Raw genomic sequence first — 16,118 nt, forward strand, 5'->3', positions numbered from 1 at the left:
ATCCACGCGTGGCGTGGATCTACGGGCACGGCGGGCGAAACGGATCGACCGGCAAGGAAAAGGCCGGCTTTCGCCGGCCTTTTCCCTATTTCCATTGCAGCGGGACTTACAGCGCCTTGGCTGCTTCCACCACATGCGCGGTGGTGATGCCGAAGTGCTGGTACAGCTTGTCGGCCGGGGCCGAGGCACCGAAGGTGTCGATACCGATCACTGCACCATCCAGGCCGACGAACTGGCGCCAGAAGCCGGTGACGCCAGCTTCGATGGCCACGCGCTTGCGCACGGCGTTCGGCAGCACCGATTCGCGGTAGGCCGCATCCTGGCGCAGGAACACATCGGTGGACGGCATCGAGACCACGCGGGTCTTCAGGCCGGCCGCATCCAGCTGCGCCTTCGCTTCGGTCGCCAGCGAGACTTCCGAACCGGTGGCGATCAGGATCACGTCCGGAGTGCCGGCAGCATCGGCCAGCACGTAACCACCGCGCTCGATCTGTGCGATCTGCTCAGCGTCGCGCGGCTGGTGCGGCAGGTTCTGGCGGCTGAACACCAGGCAGCTCGGGCCGTCCTGACGGGTGATCGCAGTCTTCCAGCTCACGGCCGACTCGACGGCATCGCACGGGCGCCACACGTCATTGTTCGGGATGTAGCGCAGCGAGGCCAGATGCTCCACCGGCTGGTGGGTCGGGCCGTCTTCGCCCAGGCCGATCGAGTCGTGGGTGTAGACGTGGATGGCGTGGGCCGGGATCAGCGCGCTCATGCGCACGGCATTGCGGGCGTAATCGCTGAACACCAGGAAGGTGGCGTCGAACGGGATGAAACCACCGTGCAGGGCCAGGCCATTGGCGATCGCGGTCATGCCGAACTCACGCACACCGTAGTACACGTAGTTGGCATTGGCATCGTCGGTGGCGACGGACTTGCTGCCCTTCCACAGGGTCAGGTTCGAGTGCGCCAGGTCAGCCGAACCGCCCACGATTTCCGGCAGCAGCGGCGCGAACGCCTCGATGGCCAGCTGCGACGCCTTGCGCGAGGCAATGGTCTGGCCTTCGGCGGCAACCTGGGCGATGTAGGCGTCGGCCTTTGCGATGAAGTCGGCCGGCAGATCGCCATGTGAGCGACGGGTCAGTTCAGCGGCTTCGGCCGGGTACTGCGCAGCGTACTTGTCGAACTGCTGCTCCCACTCGGCCTGACGCAGGGTGCCGGTACCGCCGGCACGCCAGCCGGCGTAGATCTCTTCGGGAATCTCGAACGGACCGTAGTTCCAGTCCAGCGCCTTGCGGGTGGCTTCCAGTTCGTCCTTGCCCAGCGGTGCGCCGTGGCTGGATTCCTTGCCGGACTTGTTCGGCGAGCCGAAACCAATGGTGGTGCGGCAGCAGATCAGGGTCGGCTTGCCGTCCTGCGACAGGGCCGCTTCGATACCGGCCTTGATGCTCTCCGGATCATGGCCATCGACGCCACGGACCACGTTCCAGCCATAGGCCTCGAAACGCTCCGGGGTGTTGTCGGTGAACCAGCCTTCGGTGTTGCCGTCGATGGAGATGTGGTTGTCATCCCAGAAGCAGACCAGCTTGTGCAGGCCCCAGGTGCCGGCCAGCGAGGCGGCTTCGTGGGAAATGCCTTCCATCAGGCAGCCATCGCCCATGAACACCCAGGTGCGGTGGTCGACGATTTCCAGCTCCGGGCGGTTGAAGCGCTGTGCCAGCAGCTTCTCGGCCAAGGCAAAACCGACGGCGTTGGCGAAACCCTGGCCCAGCGGACCGGTGGTGGTCTCCACGCCCGGGGTCTCGTGACGCTCCGGATGGCCAGCGGTGTGGCTGCCCAGCTGGCGGAATGCCTTCAGCTGCTCGATCGGCAGGTCATACCCGCTCAGGTGCAACAGCGCGTACTGCAGCATCGAGCCGTGGCCGTTGGACAGCACGAAGCGGTCGCGGTTGAACCACTGCGGGTTGTTCGGGTTGTGACGGTGGTAGTCGTTCCAGAGGACTTCGGCGATGTCGGCCATGCCCATGGGCATGCCGGGATGGCCGGACTTTGCGGTTTCAACCGCATCGGCGGCGAGGAAGCGGATGGCGTTGGCCAACTGGCGACGGGTAGGCTGCGTCATGGTTCTGTCGGAATCGGGAGGCGGCCGCGGAACTGCGGGCGGCCTATTGTCCCACAGACGCCCGGCAGGGTCAGGTTGACCAGGGCATTAGTGCCGGCCGTTGGCCGGCAACGTCGTGATCTGCGCTGGATTCCGCATATGAAGAGGGGTCGGAGCCCCTTCCTGCGGAAAGGGATCCGACCCCGATCAGGCATTGACTGGGTCAGTTGTCCAGACGGGCCGCGGCGGCAGCGGCCTCGGCCGGAGTGTCCGGCGCTTCGCCCTTCGCCACCAGCGTGGTCAGGGCCAGGTCGCCGGTCACGTTCAGCGCGGTGCGGCACATGTCCAGGAAGTGGTTCACGCCCAGGATCAGGCCGATGCCCAGCGGATTGACGCCGACCATCGCACAGATCATCGCCACCACCGGCAGCGAGCCGGACGGCACACCGGCCGTACCGATACCACCAAGGATGCAGACCGCCATCACCATGACCTGCTGGCCGATGCTCAGGTCGACACCGAAGAACTGGGCCAGGAAGATCACCGTCACGCCCTCGAACAGCGCCGTGCCGTTCTGGTTGGCGGTGGCGCCCACGGTCAGCACGAAGCGCGACACGCGCTGCGGCAGGCCCATCTGGTCGGCCACGCGCAGCGCGGTCGGCAGGGTGGCGTTGCTGGAGGCGGTGGAGAAGGCCATCACCGTGGCCTCCTGGGTCTGGCGGAAGAACGCCAGCGGTGAACGGCCCGACAGCCATACCGCGGTGCCGTAGGTCACCACCATGTGCAGGCCCAACGCCAGCACCACCACGCCCACATACGCACCCAGGCGGATGATCAGATCGAAACCGAACAGCGCGGCCAGGTTGAACATGAAGCAGGCCACTGCATACGGCGCCAGGCGGATGACCAGGTTGATCAGGGTCATCGAGATCTCAAACACGCCTTCGATGGCGCGACGCAGCGGGGCGACTTTGGCCTCGTCGGTCAGCACCATGCCGATGCCGAACATCAGCGCGAAGAACATCAGCGACAGGATCGCGCCATTGTCGGAGGCGGCCTGCAGCACGTTGCTCGGCACGATCGACAGCAGCATGTCCATGCCCTTCGGCGTGCCATGGATGCCAGCAACGATTTCCTTGCTGCGCTCGGCATTCTCCGACAGCATCAGCGCGGCCACCTGCGGGTCGACGCCGGCACCGGGCTTGAGCAGGTTGACCAGCACCAGGCCGATACCCACCGCGATGCCGGACAGCAGCACGGTGTAGGCCAGCGTCTTCCAGCCGATGCGGCCAAGGGCGCGGATGTCGCCCATCTCCGACACGCCCATGATCAGCGCCGAGAAGATCAGCGGCACGATCAGCATGAAGATCAGGTTGAGGAACAGGCCCGACGCCGGGGTGGTGACGTAGTCCATTACCCACTTGGCACCGGTCTGCAGGCCGTCGACGCTGCCGCCCAGGGCATGCACGATCAGTCCCAGGACCAGGCCGATCGCAAAGCCGATGCCCATCTTCCAATGCAGGGGCAACTTCTTCTTGTCGGCAGCAGCTGCTGTCATGCGCGGGATTCCTCGAAAAATGAATCTACTCTAACAAAGCGCGCAAGCCGCGCCGGTTCAGGGTTGCCGCGGTGGATACAGCGGCGGCAGCCCAGTGTCGACGGCGCCGGCGGCGGCCGACCAGTGCGGTCCGTCACGGAAGCTTTCGCGCAGGCGGGCCCGCAACGCGCTGACATCCCCCATCCCACCCCAGCGCGCCTGCTGCAACGCCTGCAGAGTCTGCCGCTGGGCCGGATCGGCCAGGCGCTCGATCACCTGTTCCAGGCGTTCCACGCCGGCCATCGAACACAGCAGCGCCTCTACCTGGTCAAAGCCCTCGCCATCGATCGCCCGGCGCAACTCGGCCACGCTGGCACGCGAGGACGTTGCAGGGGCACTGGCTCCTGGCCGGGGAACCGGACGGGTGTGGACGACGGCACGGCGGCCACGTCGCCATCCCCATGCCAGGGTCAACAGCCATAGCAGCGCCAGGCCTGCGGCGGCCGCCATCCACGGCCACGGCCGGGGACCTGCTGCGGTGGGTGCAAGAGAGGATGCAGCGGCGGGTGCGGCGTCTCCCGGCAACGCGGCATCGGTATCGATCGGTTGTGCCGCCGGCGCGCCGGCCCGGCCTGCGGCCACGGCCAGTTCCAGATCCGGCAGGCTGGCCTGCTGGGCACTGCCACTGTCCACGTTCCACCAGGCCACGCGCGGCCCCGGCACGCGCAGGGATCCAACCTGCCGCGGCACGATCGAGTAGCGACGGGTGATCTTCAGGCGTGGCGTGCTGCCGTTGAAGGTCTCCTCGTACTGGGCAGGTTCGGCGAACACCTGTGCGGCGTCGCCGAGGTCGGGCACGGGCAGATCGGTGAACTGGGCCCGGGTAGCGCCGTTGGCGATCGCTTCGACCATCACGGTGGCCGCTTCGCCCGTGCGCGCACTGCTGGGTGCAGCGGTGTAGCGCAATTGCAGGCTGTGCAGGGGCAGCCACGGCTGCACGGCCTGAGCCGGTTGCGCCTGCACCTGCAGCGTGCGTTCGGCACCGACGGCATTCATGCGGCCATCGCCACCGCTCCCGAAGAAGTCATCGAAGAATCCACCTGCACTGCGGCCGGTGAAGCGCGCGCCCGGCAGGCGCAACGCCCCGCTGCGCTCGGGGATCAGCAGGAAGCGACGTTCGACCACGTTGTAGCGACGGCCGTTGACCTGGCGCACGTCGCTGCGATCCTCCCCCACCCGCTGCAGCGAAGCGCCACTGGGTGTGTCGAGCACCAGTTCGCCCGACGCCAGCTGCGAGGCGAAGTACAGCCTGACCACCACGCCCACGCTCTGCTGCACGTAGGGCGTCGGGTCATCCACCTCGGTTTCGATGAAGGCGGTGGCATTGCTCTGCGGGGTGGCCACCACGGCATCACTTACCTGCAGCACCAAGGGCACCGTGCGTGCTGCGCCTACCTGTAATGAAGGCACCTGCAGCGTACCGGTGCGGCGCGGCGTCAACGCAACCGTATAGAGGTTGCGCTGCTGGACGCCGCCATTGCTCCACTGCACCTGGCGGTTGCTGCTCTGCGCACTGAGCACGAAATCGGCATTCAACGGTGCATAGTCTGGCGCGCCCTGGTCGGTCTCGATGTGCAGGGTGACCGCATCACCGGCGGCGATGCTGTCCTGCTCCAGCCAGGCGCGCGTCTGCGCCATGGCCACCATCGGCAGCCACAGCAGCAGCATCGCCAGCACAGGCAGAGGCCACCGGATTTGCCTGCTCGCCATGCCTGTCATCGCCCTTCCCTCTTTCTACGTTCGTTTTCCAACTGGAACTTGGCCCGCAGCAGTGCCCCCGGATCATCCGGCACACGCCGCATCCACGCCTCCACGGCCTGCTGCTCCTCGCGCTGTTGCGGTGTACCGCCATCGCCGCGCACTGCTGCCTTGCCGGCTTCGCCGGCGCGCGCCTGCTGCAGGGCCTGCTGCATGCGCTGGCGCTGCTGGGCATCGGCCTGCGCCTGGGCCTGCGCGTCGGCTGCCTGCGGCTCCTGCTTCGCCCCCTGCTGGCCGGAACCTGCAGATGCCGGGTTCTGCTGGCCCTTCTGGCCCTGCGGTTCCTGCTGGCCTTGTTGGCCTTGCTGGCCCTGCTGCTGATTCTGCTGATTCTGCTGATTCTGCTGATTCTGCTGATTCTGCTGATTCTGCTGATTCTGCTGATTCTGCTGACCTTGCTGGCCTTGCTGGCCCTGCTGCTGATTCTGCTGACCTTGCTGACCTTGTTGGCCTTGTTGGCCTTGCTGGCCCTGCTGGTTCTGCTGCTGTCCCTGCTGCGGCTTCTGCTGCCCCTTACCCTGCCCCTGGCTGTTGTTCGACGACGACTTGCGCTTGCGCGCGGCGTCGACCACCGCACGGTTGGCGACGGCGTCGGCCATCTGCGGGTGGCGCGCCAAGGCCTTGTCGTAGGCGGCGATGGCACCGTCGTAGTCGCCCTGGCGGGCAAGCACGTTGCCGAGGTTGTACCAGCCCGCATCGCTGTCGATGCCTTCGAACTGCTTGCGGGCAGTGGCGAAATCACCTTGACGGTACGCCTGCACACCCTCGGCCAGGCGTGCATGCTCACGCTGGTCGGCTCGTTCCCACATCGTGCCCGCTGTCGGCGCAGCCATGGGCGCGCGCGGCTGTGCCTGCAACTGCCCGCTCAAGGGCAGAAGACCCACGGCCAGCACCGCCGCCAGCACCGCGCGGCGACGGAACGCCAGCAGTGCCAGCAGCATCACCGGCGGCAACAACCAATAGCCTTCGTCCTGCCACTGCCGGGCCTGCCCGGGCCGCTGCAACGCACCGCCGTCGCTGGCATCAAGTACGTCCAATGCCTTCAGGTCGCGATCATCGCTGGCGATGCGCTGGTAACGCCCGCCACCTGCGGTGGCGACGGCGCGCAGGCTGGTTTCATCCAGCGCGGCCTGTGCGATCTGGCCTTGACCATCGCGATAAGCGGCGCCGGATGGTGTGCCCAGGCCCAGCACCGACACCTGCAGGCCGAGGCCACGCGCCTGCGCTGCGGCAAGCGCCGCTTCGCTGTCAGCCTGGTCGCTGACCAGGAGGATCTGGCCGCGCAGGGCACCGGTCTGCCGCAGCAACCTGACCGCCCAGTCGATGCCACGGTCGGCGCGCTGTCCATCACGCGGCATCACCTCCGGCGACAGCGCGTCCAGGTACAGCGCCACGTTGGCAGCGTCGTCGGTCAACGGCGCCACGGTATAGGCATCTTCGGCATACACCACCAGACCCACCTGTCCGCCTTGACGGGCGCGCAGCAGAGCACCGATCTTTGCCCGCGCCTGCAGCAGGCGCGAGGGTGGCAGGTCGGTCGCGGTGATACGGCTGGAGAGATCCAGCACCACCACCAACGGCGCACTGGCCTGATAGATCGGCTGCGCCTGCTGCCTCCAGCTGGGGCCAGCCATCGCCAGTGCCGCCAGGGTCCAGCCCAGCAGCAATGCCCATGGCAGGCGCGTGCGTCGCTTGCCCTCGCCCGCCAGGAGCTGCGACAGCAGATGGGCGTCGACCGCCTGCCGCCACGCGTCGCTGCGCCGTTGCCGGTAGATGGCCACCGCGACGATCAACGGCAGTGCCGCCAGCATCCACAACCAATCCGGGCGCAGGAAATGCAGCGCGCTCCAATCGAACGTGCTCCACTCGAACGCGCTCCAGTCGGGCATCTTCAGGAAAGTGGCGTTCATCGGCGACGTTCCGGCCAGGCCCACGCCAATGCGCCCAGCAGCAAGGCGACGGCCAGTGGCCATGCATAGCGCTCGTTGCGCGGACGCAGTGCCGGTCCCTTCGCTGCGATTGGCTCCAGCCTGTCCAGTTCGGCATAGATGCCAGCCAGCTGGTCGGTGTCACGCGCACGGAAGAAGCGGCCGCCGGTCATCTCGGCGATCCTGCGCAGCGTTGCCTCATCCACCGGATCGCGGTCGGCGGCCACGGGAATGCCGAAGAACCGCGCACTACCGTCGCTGCCAAACGCCACGGTGTGCACGCGCACCCCTTCGGCACGTGCCAGCTCGGCTGCGCGCAGGGGTTCCAGCACACCGGCGTTGCTGACGCCGTCGGTCAGCAGGATCAGTACACGCTGCCCTTCGGGCTGATTGCGCAGGCGTTTGACCGCCAGCGCGATGGCGTCACCAATGGCCGTCTCGCGCCCGGCAAGGCCAACCACGCTGTCGCGCAGTTGATCGCGCACGCTGGACAGATCCGCAGTCAACGGTGTAAGTGTGTAGGCACGATCACCGAACACCAGCAGGCCGACGCGATCGCCGGCACGACGGTCCAGGAAATCGGCCAGCACCGCCTTGGCTGCGGTCAAGCGCTCCACCGCCTGCGCACCGAGCACCATGTCCGGCTCGCTCATGCTGCCGGACACGTCCATCGCCAGCATCATCTGCCGGCCCTCCTGCGGCGGGGTGATCGCCTCACCCAGTTGCTGTGGTCGCGCCATCGCCAGGCACAGCGCCAGCCAGCCCAGCCACAGCAAGCCGCTGCGCAGCCAGGAAACGCCGACACGACCGCCGCCAGCCAGTGCTTCCAGTTCGGCAGCGGCGTAGGGCACGCGCAACGCAGCGCCCGGATCGGCCCGCCGCTTCCATGCCAGCATCAGGATCGGCAACGGCAGTGCCAGCAGTGCCAGCGGCCAGGCCAGCTGCAGATCCGGCCACGGCCAGTAAGCTGCAAGCGCGCTCATCGGCGGCGCTCCTGCAGCAACGCCAGGTAGCGTGCCCGCGCCCACGCGCGCACGTCGGCCACGGCAGCGGCATCCACGCTTGGACGATACGCCCCCTCGGCCAGCAGGTTGCGCTGCGCGAGCGACAGGGTGTCCTTGGGATCGACGTACTGCCACCACGCGTCATCGCGCAGGGCTTCGCTACCGGGGCGTGCCTGACGCGCCGCACGCCGCAGCAGGCTGGCGATGGCTGCCAGTTCCGACGGCGCGCCGTTCACTGCCGCAATCTCCCTATCGAACACGCGCATCCACTGCTGGCGGCGGCGACGACGACGCCATGCCACCGCAGCAACGATGGCCAGCAACAGCAGAACCAATGCGATCAGCATCAGCCAGCCAGGTGCGGGGGGCCACCACGCTGGCGAGGGCGGCAACTGCACGTCGCGCAGTGGCAGGGAGGCACTCATGCCGGCACCTCCGTCGGTGCCGGCGCCAGCCAGGCATCGCTTGCCGCATCGGTGGACAGCACCTGCACATCGACGCGACGCGCGGCAAGCTGGCTGCGCAGCTGCTGCAGGGGTTCAACGAAATGCGCCTGCCAGTGCGCCTGCACGTCGCTGCGGCGCAGGTCCAGGCCGATGCGCTTCTGCGCGGCGAGAAACTGCAGGGGCGCCGTTGGCGGCTGCAACTCAAGCGGATCGACCAGCAGCAGCAGACTCAGGTCATGGTGCTGGGCCAACGCGCTCCAGCGCGCCGGCGGAATCCGGATCGCCTGCTGCGGATCGGCCAGTACCAGCATCCGGGCGCCGGGGCGCAGCACCCGACCGGCATGGTCCAGCGCGCGTTCCAGGCCAAGGTCATCGGCAGGTGGCTGCGCGTACCAGCGCGTGAGTGCATCGAGTACGCGCAGTACGCCGCGGGCACCGCCGGCCGGCGCGATCGGCGCCTCGCGATCACTACCGCGCAATGCACCGATGCGGTCGCCGCGGCGCTGTGCGGACCATGCCGCAACCGCGCCAGCGCGTGCTGCCTGCACCGACTTGAAGCGCACGCGGGTACCGAAGTACAGCGCAGGTGAAGTATCGGCAACGATCAGGGTGACCCGTTCGCGTTCTGCCTGGAACAATTTGGTGTGCGTGCGCCCGGTGCGCGCGGTGACGCGCCAGTCGATGTGGCGCGCGTCGTCGCCCGCCACGTATTCGCGCGATTCTGCATATTCCATGCCGCGTCCGCGCAGCGGCGAAGGCGCTTGCCCGGCGCTGCCCGCGCGCCCACGACGAGGCGGCGGCGGACGCTGTGCCAGGCGGCGCAATGCCACCAGCTCGGCCAGTTGCGGTCGCAGGCCATCGCCTTCGCTGGTAACCGGAGCAGGTCCGTTGGTCGTGCCGGTCATGCGCGCGCTCAGGGCGCCGGTACCCGGGCCAGCAGTTCCTGCACCAGGCGCTCACCATCCCAGCCTTCGGCGATGGCTTCATAGCTGGGCAGTACCCGGTGGCGCAGCACATCGGCCGCCACGGCACGCACGTCGTCGGGAGTGACGAAATCACGCCCGGCCAACCACGCCCGCGCCCGTGCGCACCGCTCCAGTGCGATGGAGCCACGCGGGCTGGCGCCCCACGCGATGCGGCGCGCCAACGAGGCGTCGTAGCGCGAGGGATCACGCGATGCCAGTACCAGCTCGATCAGATAGCGCTCCAGCGCGGGGGCCATGTGGAGCTCCAGCACCTCGCGGCGCGCATCGAAGACATCCTGCATCGGCAGTTTTTCCGGCGTCGCTGCGGCCTCGCCAAGCGCGCCGCGGGCGCGCTCGCGGGCCAGCCGCAGAATCTCCGACTCGGCCGCCTGGTCCGGATAACCAATGCGTACGTGCATCAGGAAACGATCCAGCTGCGCTTCCGGCAGCGGGAAGGTGCCTTCCTGCTCGATCGGATTCTGCGTGGCCATCACCAGGAACAGCGACGGCAGCGCATAGGTGTGGCGACCGACGGTGACCTGGCGCTCGCCCATCGCTTCCAGCAGCGCGGACTGCACTTTGGCCGGCGCACGGTTGATTTCATCGGCCAGCAGGATCGGGTGGAAGATCGGCCCCGGCACGAATTCGAAACGGCCTTCCTGTGGGCGCCAGATCTCGGTACCGGTCAGGTCCGAAGGCAGCAGGTCCGGGGTGAACTGCACACGCGCGAAGTCTGCTTCCAGCCGCGCCGCCAAGGCCCGGATGGCCGTGGTCTTGGCCAGGCCCGGGGCACCTTCCACCAGCAGGTGGCCATCGGCCAGCAAGGCAATGAGCAGGCGTTCGACCAGCGCCGCCTGGCCGACGATCTCGGCCGACAGTGCATCGCGCAGATCGCTGAAGGCCGCATGCAGGCGCGAGGTGACGGGGGCAGGCGGCGGAGAAATGGATTCGGGCATCGGCGGAGGCAGGTTCATGGGGGCCTTTGACCGGCGCGGGATGGCTCGGGTTCCCCACATCATCGCAGGCCGTCCGGCTGCTGGCATCAAGAACGGCTGAACAGCCTCCACGCATGACCGATCAACCGGGCCTCCCGCGCAAACGACGCGGGGCCGCACGTGGCGGCCCCGGTCGGATACAACAGATGTGATGCCTCAGTTCTGGCGGGCCACGCGCAGGACCTTCGGGGTCACGAACACCAGCAGTTCGGCCTTGTCCTTGTTGCGACCACGCTTCTTGAACAGATTGCCCAGGAACGGCACATCGCCCAGGAACGGCACCTTGCTGACACTGTTGCGGTCGGTGAATTCATACACGCCACCGATCACCACGGTCTGGCCATCTTCCACCAGCACGGCGGTATTGACCTCGCGACGGTTGATGGACGGCACGGTACCGTAGCCCTGCAGCTGGATCAGCTGATCGACCTCGTCCTTCTTCACCGCCATGTTGAGGAACACGCGGTTGTCGTTGGTGATGGTCGGGGTGACCTTCAGTTCCAGCACCACTTCCTTGAACTGGACGTTCGGGGTGGCTACACCGCCAGCGCCGCCGCCACTGATGGTGACATAGCCGATTTCCTTGCCCTGTTTGATCAGCGCTTCGCGCTGATTGGTGGTCACCACCCGCGGGTTGGAAATCACTTCACCACGCGACTCTTCCTGCATGGCGGACAATTCCACGTCAAGCAGATAGCCGGCATTGAGGATCGACAGCGCCAGCGAACCAGGATTGCTGGCCGTTGCCACCGGCAGGTTCCAGTTCAGGCCGCGGGTGATGGCCGAACCGACCGACACCGGCGGCGGGCCCACGCGGCCACCGGCGATCCAATCGCGCTCAGCCTTGGCGTTGGTGCTGGCGGTGTCCACCTGCGATTCGCGGGTCTTCCGATTGGCCTCAAGGTCGCCGCTGAAGTACACGTTGTCACGGCTGCCACTGATGCCGAACTTGGCACCCAGTTCGCGCGCGAACGTGTCGGTGGCGATGACGATGCGTGCTTCGATCAATACCTGGTCGACCGGGCGGTCGATGACACTGATCAACTCGCGCATGCGCGCGATCTTCTTCGGAATGTCGCTGATCATCAGCGTGTTGGTGCGCTCGTCGGCGACGATGCGACCGCGTCCCGAGAGGAAGCCACTTTCTTCCTGCGAACTGCCACCACCGCCACCGCCACCGCCACCACCACCACCACCACCGCCGATTCCCTTGGCTTCGGTCAGCGCTTTGAAGATCTGCGTGGCGCTGTGGTAGTTGATCTGGACGTAGTCGGTCACCAGGTCTTCGCGGTTCTCGATCGCGATGCGCGCGTCTTCCTTCTCCTGCTCGAACTTGGCCAGCTCGGACTGCGGCGCAACCCACACCACGCTGCCGTCACGACGCTTGTCCAGGCCCTTGGCACGCAGCACGATATCCAGCGCCTGGTCCCACGGCACGTTGACCAGACGCAGGGTCACATTGCCCTGCACCGAGTCGGAGGCCACCACGTTCAGATTCGACTCTTCGGYAATCAACTGCAGCACGGTGCGCACCGGCACGTCCTGGAAGTTGAAGGTCACCGGCTTGCCGGCGTAGCCGCGCTGCGGCACGCCCTTGGCGGCCTGGGTCACGCTGCCGGCAGTGACTGCGCCAACGGCGGCCTGGGCCTGCCGCGGGCTGATCTCCACCACATACTCGTTGCCACTCTGGTAGGCCAGCGACTCGACCGGACCGCCCGTGCTCAGCACCAGCTGGGTGCCGGCCCCGGACGGCTTGGCGTCGATGCGCTGCACCGGGGTGGCGAAGTCGGTGACGTTCATCGGCTTCTGCAGGTTGGCCGGCAGGCGTGCGTTGCCGACATCGACAACCACGCTGTTGCCCTGGCTGCGCAGGTCGGGCATGGCGCCCTGGCCGTCGAACTGCAGGATCAGGCGGCCAGCGCCGTCATCGCCACGCTTGAAATCGATGCGTGCGACCGACAGGCCTGCCGGTGCAGCGGCCGGCGTGGCGGCCAGCGCCGTGCCGGTCGGCTTTTCCGACGGTGCGGCGGCCAGCGCCGGAGCGCAGGCCAGCATCAACGCGACTCCCAGCGCGCTGATGCGGTTCAAGGTAGAGCGCCGGATGGGACGCAGCCCCTTGGCTTGGTGAAAGGTCATCGTGCTATCCCCAGTAAACGATCATTGATCTTCCAGCGCGAGCGTTGCTGGACGTTCCAGCCAGCCACCCGCGCCATCCGGCACCAGTTCGATCAGCTCCACGCGGTCTTCAAAGACCGCGGTGACCCGCCCGTCGCTCTGCCCCAGGTAACCACCGGGACGCACCCGATAGGTCACCTTGTCCGGCCCCATCACCAGCGCCACAGTGCCGGCGCCTGTTCCGATGGTGCCGACCATGTCCAGCGCGTCCAGCGGGAAGCCTTCCATCGGCTCCTTGCGCCGGTTCGGATCTGGCCGCAGTCCCCCATTCCCCTGCTGCGGGTTGGTCCAGGCATCGGTAAACGGATCGCGCATGCCCTGCGCGGAGTATTCGAAGGTCTCGAACTGCTGCATCACCGGCAGCGGCTCCAGCGGCTGCGCCGGTCGCGCACGCTCGCTCTCGACCCACTTTTCCAGATTGGGTGCATCACCCGGCGTGCTGCTTACGCCGCGGCCGCAGGCGGCCAGCAGCAGCACCGTCAGCACCATCCCGCCACGTGCAATGAAGGAACCGATCACTTCTTTTCCTCCTTGCCCGCTTCAGCCTTCTGCTGTTCGGCAACCTCGGCCTCATCCAGGTAACGGTAGGTCTTGACCGTGCCTGACAGTTCCAGCGCACCGGCGCGGATGTTGCCGCCGGTCTTGTCCTTCGGCTTGAGGTTGATGTCGTGCATGGTCAGGATCACCACCCGCGGCAACGAGGCCACGCCGCTGACGAAGGCGCCGAACTGATGGTAACTGCCCACCATCCGCAGCTTGATCGGCTTCTCGGCGTAGAACTCCTTGATCTGCTCCTGTTCGGGCTCGAACAGCTCGTTGGCCAGGCCGCTGGACAACGCGGTCTGCGAGATGTCGATGATCAGGTCCGGCATTTCGGTCTTGCTGGGCAGCTGCCGCAGCATCTGCTGCAGCACCTGCTCCATCTGTGCCAGCTGCTGCTTCAACGGCTCCAGATTGACCGCGCGTTCCTGTTCCTTGGTGAACTCGGCACGCAGCTCGGTTTCCCGCGATTCCAGGCCCGCCAGCTCCTCGCGCTTGCCGCTGATCAGCAGCATCCAGAGCACGAACATGATCACCAGAGCGATCAGCGAGCAGAACACGATCTTCGCGTTCCTCGGCCAATTGCCGATGTCGTTGAAGTCCAGGTTCTTGATGTCGACTTTCTTGCTCATGCGCGATCCCCCTGCATCGGGGCGTGGAAGGCCTGCGGAGGCTGCGCCAGGCGGCTGCCCTCAGGCTTGGGTGCGGGTGCGGCCGGCGCAGGCGTTGCCGCCGGTGCTGGGGCCTGTGCCGGAGCAGTTGCAGGCGCGGCTGCCGGTGCCGGAGTCGATCCCGACGCCGGTGCGGCAGCAGCCGGTGCGGCGGCGTCCGGCCCGGCGCTGAGCGGTGCGACCGTCGGTGCCGCCGGCGTGGTGCCGGCCACACTGCCATCCGGGTTCAGGCCCGGCGTGGCGCCTGCTTCCTCGCTCTGCGCAGGCAGCTTGACCTTGACCTTGAACACGTACGGCAATGCCTTGATGTCAGCCACCGGGCCGGTCGCGCGCCCGTCCTTGTCCTTGTCCGGCTCACGCGCCTCGATGATCGCCAGCTCCGGATTGGTCATCCAGCCGGAAACTTCGAGATTGCGCATGTACGCCGAGACACGGGCGTTGGACTGGGTGCGGCCCTCCAGGGTCAGCACGTCGCCTTCCTGCTGCAGAGCGGTGAGCACCACGCCATCGGGGATGGTGCGGACCAGCGCATCGAACAGGTGGACCATCTGCGAACGCTTGGCCTGCAGCTGTTCGATCACCGCCTTGCGGGCCAGCAGTCGATTCTTCTGCTCGTCGAGGCGGTCGATTTCCTTGTTCTGCTCCTTGACCTTGTCGATCTCGGTCTGCAGGTAAGCATTGCGGTCATTCTGCCCGCTGACCTGCATGTCGTAGTAGAACCAGATCAACAGCGACAGCAGCAGGCCACCCAGGGCGGCCATGCCCAGCATGATGCCGAACTCGCGCTGGCGCTGCTTGCGCCGTTCGGCGCGCCAGGGCAATAGATTGATGCGTGCCATCAGTCAAAGCTCCTCAGCGCCAGACCGGTCGCGATCATCAGCGCGGGGGCATCCTGGGCCAGCGCGTGCGCCTGCACCTTCGGCCCCAGGGTCATCTGTGCCAGCGGGTTGGCGACCACGGTCGGTACGCCCAGCTGTTCCTCGACCATCTCCGGCAGGCCTGCAAGGGCAGCACAGCCGCCAGCCAACACGATGTGATCGACGCGGTTGAACTCGCTGCCGGCGTAGAAGAACTGCAGCAGGCGGCTGATCTGCTGGACCGTGGCTTCCTTGAACGGTTCCAGCACTTCCATCTCGTAGCTTTCCGGCAGCCCGCCCTGGCGCTTGGCCAGACCGGCTTCCTCGTAGCTCAGGCCATAGCGGCGCATGATCTCGTCGGTCAGCTGCTTGCCGCCGAACACCTGTTCGCGGCTGTACAGGCTACGGCCACCACGCAGCACGTTGAGGGTGGTCATGGTGGCGCCGATATCGACCAGCGCAACCACGCCCTCGGCCGACACCGGCAGCTCGCTGGCCACCAGGGCGAAGGCGTTCTCGACCGCGAAGGCCTCCACGTCCATCACCTTGGCCTGCAGGCCGCCCAGTTCCAGTGCGGACTGGCGCAGCTCGACGTTTTCCGAACGCGAGGCCGCCAGCAGCACCTGGACCATTTCCGGGTTGTTCGGGATCGCCCCGATCACCTCGAAGTCCAGGTTCACTTCCTCGATCGGGTACGGAATGTAGTTGACCGCTTCCAGCTCGATCTGGGCTTCCATGTCGTTCTCGTCCAGGTCGGCCGGCATCGGGATCACCTTGGTGATCACCGCCGAACCGGCCACGGCCGCAGCGGCCAGCTTGGCCTTGCTGCCGGAACGGTTCATCGCCCGGCGGATGGCCTCTCCCACGGCCTCCACTTCGACGATGTTCTTCTCCACCACCGCATTCGGCGGCAGCGGTTCCACGGCATAATGTTCCACACGGAAACGGTTGCCGCTGCGGGAAAGCTGCAACAGCTTTACCGCAGTCGAACTGATGTCGACGCCAATGAGCGGCGACTGACTTTTTGGGATGAGCCCCACGGTTTCTCCCCTGCCGACGGGCACTTGGACGCAAGAGCTGCGTCCGCGCATTAATAACG

At 66.8% G+C, this 16,118-nt stretch carries 13 protein-coding genes; all 13 read right to left on the reverse strand.

What is annotated here, in order from left to right; all coding sequences use genetic code 11:
• Positions 1-106: 106 nt before the first annotated feature.
• The gene (gene tkt / locus AC1DCU_RS18445) at positions 107-2,104 is read right to left on the reverse strand and encodes a transketolase (RefSeq protein ID WP_442251986.1); all 1,998 of its coding nucleotides are present in this window, start codon (positions 2,102-2,104) and stop codon (positions 107-109) included.
• Between the two features lie 202 nt (positions 2,105-2,306).
• On the reverse strand, positions 2,307-3,641 hold the full coding sequence (locus tag AC1DCU_RS18450; protein WP_033831880.1) for a dicarboxylate/amino acid:cation symporter: 1,335 nt from the start codon (positions 3,639-3,641) through the stop codon (positions 2,307-2,309).
• Positions 3,642-3,698: 57 nt separating this feature from the next.
• Complete coding sequence (locus AC1DCU_RS18455; RefSeq protein ID WP_442251985.1) at positions 3,699-5,399, reverse strand: BatD family protein; 1,701 nt, start codon at positions 5,397-5,399, stop codon at positions 3,699-3,701.
• Positions 5,396-7,348: a tetratricopeptide repeat protein gene (locus tag AC1DCU_RS18460; RefSeq protein WP_442251984.1), complete on the reverse strand. Its 1,953-nt coding sequence runs from the start codon at positions 7,346-7,348 to the stop codon at positions 5,396-5,398. The genes AC1DCU_RS18455 and AC1DCU_RS18460 overlap by 4 nt, the downstream gene beginning before the upstream one ends.
• Positions 7,345-8,349: a vWA domain-containing protein gene (locus AC1DCU_RS18465; protein WP_059064955.1), complete on the reverse strand. Its 1,005-nt coding sequence runs from the start codon at positions 8,347-8,349 to the stop codon at positions 7,345-7,347. The genes AC1DCU_RS18460 and AC1DCU_RS18465 overlap by 4 nt, the downstream gene beginning before the upstream one ends.
• A complete protein-coding gene (locus AC1DCU_RS18470; RefSeq protein ID WP_059064957.1) occupies positions 8,346-8,795 on the reverse strand; it encodes a DUF4381 family protein in 450 nt (149 codons plus the stop codon). Before AC1DCU_RS18470 ends, AC1DCU_RS18465 begins: the two co-directional genes overlap by 4 nt.
• A complete protein-coding gene (locus AC1DCU_RS18475; RefSeq protein WP_442251983.1) occupies positions 8,792-9,721 on the reverse strand; it encodes a DUF58 domain-containing protein in 930 nt (309 codons plus the stop codon). Before AC1DCU_RS18475 ends, AC1DCU_RS18470 begins: the two co-directional genes overlap by 4 nt.
• Positions 9,722-9,729: 8 nt before the next feature.
• Positions 9,730-10,755, reverse strand: a complete 1,026-nt coding sequence (locus AC1DCU_RS18480; protein WP_032977204.1) for an AAA family ATPase — start codon at positions 10,753-10,755, stop codon at positions 9,730-9,732.
• A gap of 177 nt (positions 10,756-10,932) precedes the next feature.
• Entirely contained in the window at positions 10,933-12,912 is a 1,980-nt protein-coding gene (locus AC1DCU_RS18485; RefSeq protein WP_478014244.1) for a type IV pilus secretin PilQ, read from the reverse strand.
• A gap of 21 nt (positions 12,913-12,933) precedes the next feature.
• A complete protein-coding gene (locus tag AC1DCU_RS18490) occupies positions 12,934-13,440 on the reverse strand; it encodes a pilus assembly protein PilP (protein WP_051501657.1) in 507 nt (168 codons plus the stop codon).
• Between the two features lie 26 nt (positions 13,441-13,466).
• Complete coding sequence (locus AC1DCU_RS18495; RefSeq protein WP_025874231.1) at positions 13,467-14,123, reverse strand: type IV pilus inner membrane component PilO; 657 nt, start codon at positions 14,121-14,123, stop codon at positions 13,467-13,469.
• The gene (locus tag AC1DCU_RS18500; RefSeq protein WP_442251981.1) at positions 14,120-15,001 is read right to left on the reverse strand and encodes a PilN domain-containing protein; all 882 of its coding nucleotides are present in this window, start codon (positions 14,999-15,001) and stop codon (positions 14,120-14,122) included. Before AC1DCU_RS18500 ends, AC1DCU_RS18495 begins: the two co-directional genes overlap by 4 nt.
• On the reverse strand, positions 15,001-16,059 hold the full coding sequence (locus tag AC1DCU_RS18505) for a pilus assembly protein PilM (protein WP_032951624.1): 1,059 nt from the start codon (positions 16,057-16,059) through the stop codon (positions 15,001-15,003). Before AC1DCU_RS18505 ends, AC1DCU_RS18500 begins: the two co-directional genes overlap by 1 nt.
• Positions 16,060-16,118: the final 59 nt, after the last annotated feature.

This window comes from Stenotrophomonas sp. 10L48 (assembly GCF_056395105.1).

Excerpts from the sequence above, each read along its gene's own strand:
- AC1DCU_RS18480 (WP_032977204.1), bottom strand. The coding sequence starts at position 10,755 with ATGAACCTGCCTCCGCCGATGCCCGAATCCATTTCTCCGCCGCCTGCC.
- AC1DCU_RS18500 (WP_442251981.1), bottom strand. The coding sequence starts at position 15,001 with ATGGCACGCATCAATCTATTGCCCTGGCGCGCCGAACGGCGCAAGCAG.
- AC1DCU_RS18465 (WP_059064955.1), bottom strand. The coding sequence starts at position 8,349 with ATGAGCGCGCTTGCAGCTTACTGGCCGTGGCCGGATCTGCAGCTGGCC.
- AC1DCU_RS18460 (WP_442251984.1), bottom strand. The coding sequence starts at position 7,348 with ATGAACGCCACTTTCCTGAAGATGCCCGACTGGAGCGCGTTCGAGTGG.
- AC1DCU_RS18450 (WP_033831880.1), bottom strand. The coding sequence starts at position 3,641 with ATGACAGCAGCTGCTGCCGACAAGAAGAAGTTGCCCCTGCATTGGAAG.
- AC1DCU_RS18495 (WP_025874231.1), bottom strand. The coding sequence starts at position 14,123 with ATGAGCAAGAAAGTCGACATCAAGAACCTGGACTTCAACGACATCGGC.
- AC1DCU_RS18475 (WP_442251983.1), bottom strand. The coding sequence starts at position 9,721 with ATGACCGGCACGACCAACGGACCTGCTCCGGTTACCAGCGAAGGCGAT.
- AC1DCU_RS18470 (WP_059064957.1), bottom strand. The coding sequence starts at position 8,795 with ATGAGTGCCTCCCTGCCACTGCGCGACGTGCAGTTGCCGCCCTCGCCA.
- AC1DCU_RS18455 (WP_442251985.1), bottom strand. The coding sequence starts at position 5,399 with ATGACAGGCATGGCGAGCAGGCAAATCCGGTGGCCTCTGCCTGTGCTG.
- AC1DCU_RS18490 (WP_051501657.1), bottom strand. The coding sequence starts at position 13,440 with ATGGTGCTGACGGTGCTGCTGCTGGCCGCCTGCGGCCGCGGCGTAAGC.
- tkt (WP_442251986.1), bottom strand. The coding sequence starts at position 2,104 with ATGACGCAGCCTACCCGTCGCCAGTTGGCCAACGCCATCCGCTTCCTC.